We start from the raw sequence: 1,217 nt of genomic DNA, 5'->3' as shown, positions 1-1,217 counted from the left end.
AGCATTCCCTTATGAATTGCCATATCGCGCTATTAAATTGTTTTCATATATAGGAGAAACAATACTAGATCCTTTTGTTGGTAGTGGTACTACTATGAAGGTTGCTAGGGACTTGGGGAGAAATAGTATCGGTATTGAAATAAAGAAATCGCTTGTTCCGGTTATAAAAGAAAAAATTGGTATATCTGGTAGACAAAGCGATCTTTTCATTGATGACGAATTAGAAATAGTTTACCGTACATGAGGGAATAAAATTATGGATATTTACGCAAAAGTCAAAGGGATAAAATATAATCCACTTCTTTGCCGAGATTTACAAATTTTTGATTTTGAAAATCTTGAAGAAGCATTGTCAACTTGTGGTTCATTTATTTTAGAATTAAATAAAACAAACAAAATTGCGCTAAGCTGGTGGGTTTCTGCAAAACGCACTCGCTCTTATCCTTATGCTAGAGTCTATGATACGCTGGGTTTTTCAGGTAAAAAAATCACGATAATTCCTATTTTTAAAGACGAAGGAAAAGAAGGCGATCGAGATTTTCTACAATGGGATACCATTTCCCTAATGAGCTTACTTGGTATTTATGTTATTGTCGCTTACTATGATGACGCTAAAAGAAGTACTAAATACAGACAAAAGATTACAAATCAGCGTTTCGATATCGAATATATAAAAAAACAAATTAAAAACCTTTTATCCTATCAATCAGACGCATTGCATTGGAATCTAGAACAGATTGACAAAATTGGGCAAATTGGGAATACTGCATTAGAAGCTTATATAAACATTTCTAAAAAGTTAAATATTGAAATGCATTCAATAAAAGGTGCGGAAAAAAGAATTACAGACCTATTAAGGGGAAAAGATGAGTTTATGAAGTTGTCACGCACGCTTGCTGAAAAAGCTCAACGCAGAGAGAGTGCGACAATCCAACCAAAAGAATTTTTATCAGGGACTAAAGCTACAATAACAATTCAAAACTATTTAGGTGGTAACTATTATTTCACATCCGATGAGACGGAAATTAGTAATAATTCACTATTTCTAATTGAGGGCAAACACAGTGAAAAAAAGGCTTTACCGTCTTTGGAAGATATTAAAGACGGGTTAATTAAAATGGTTTTATTTACTAATCTCGAATATGTAAAGATTGATGATAAAAATTATGATTCTGTTGCAGTTTTAAAACTATCAATTAAAGGGCAATTCAATGTTA

2 protein-coding genes are annotated in these 1,217 nt (G+C 32.3%); both read left to right on the top strand.

Going from position 1 to position 1,217, the window contains the following annotated elements; all coding sequences use genetic code 11:
- A partial coding sequence (locus tag AB1349_14495) for a site-specific DNA-methyltransferase (GenBank protein MEW6558535.1) occupies positions 1 to 244 on the top strand: 244 nt, incomplete at its 5' end.
- Positions 245 to 256: 12 nt separating this feature from the next.
- The coding region (locus AB1349_14490; GenBank protein ID MEW6558534.1) for a hypothetical protein at positions 257 to 1,217 on the top strand (961 nt) is incomplete at its 3' end.

The organism is Elusimicrobiota bacterium, from assembly GCA_040757695.1.
Classification (GTDB): Bacteria; Elusimicrobiota; UBA8919; order UBA8919; family UBA8919; genus JBFLWK01.
The sequence above is the reverse complement of the archived record's forward strand: the minus strand, read 5'-3'. Positions and strand labels throughout refer to the sequence as shown.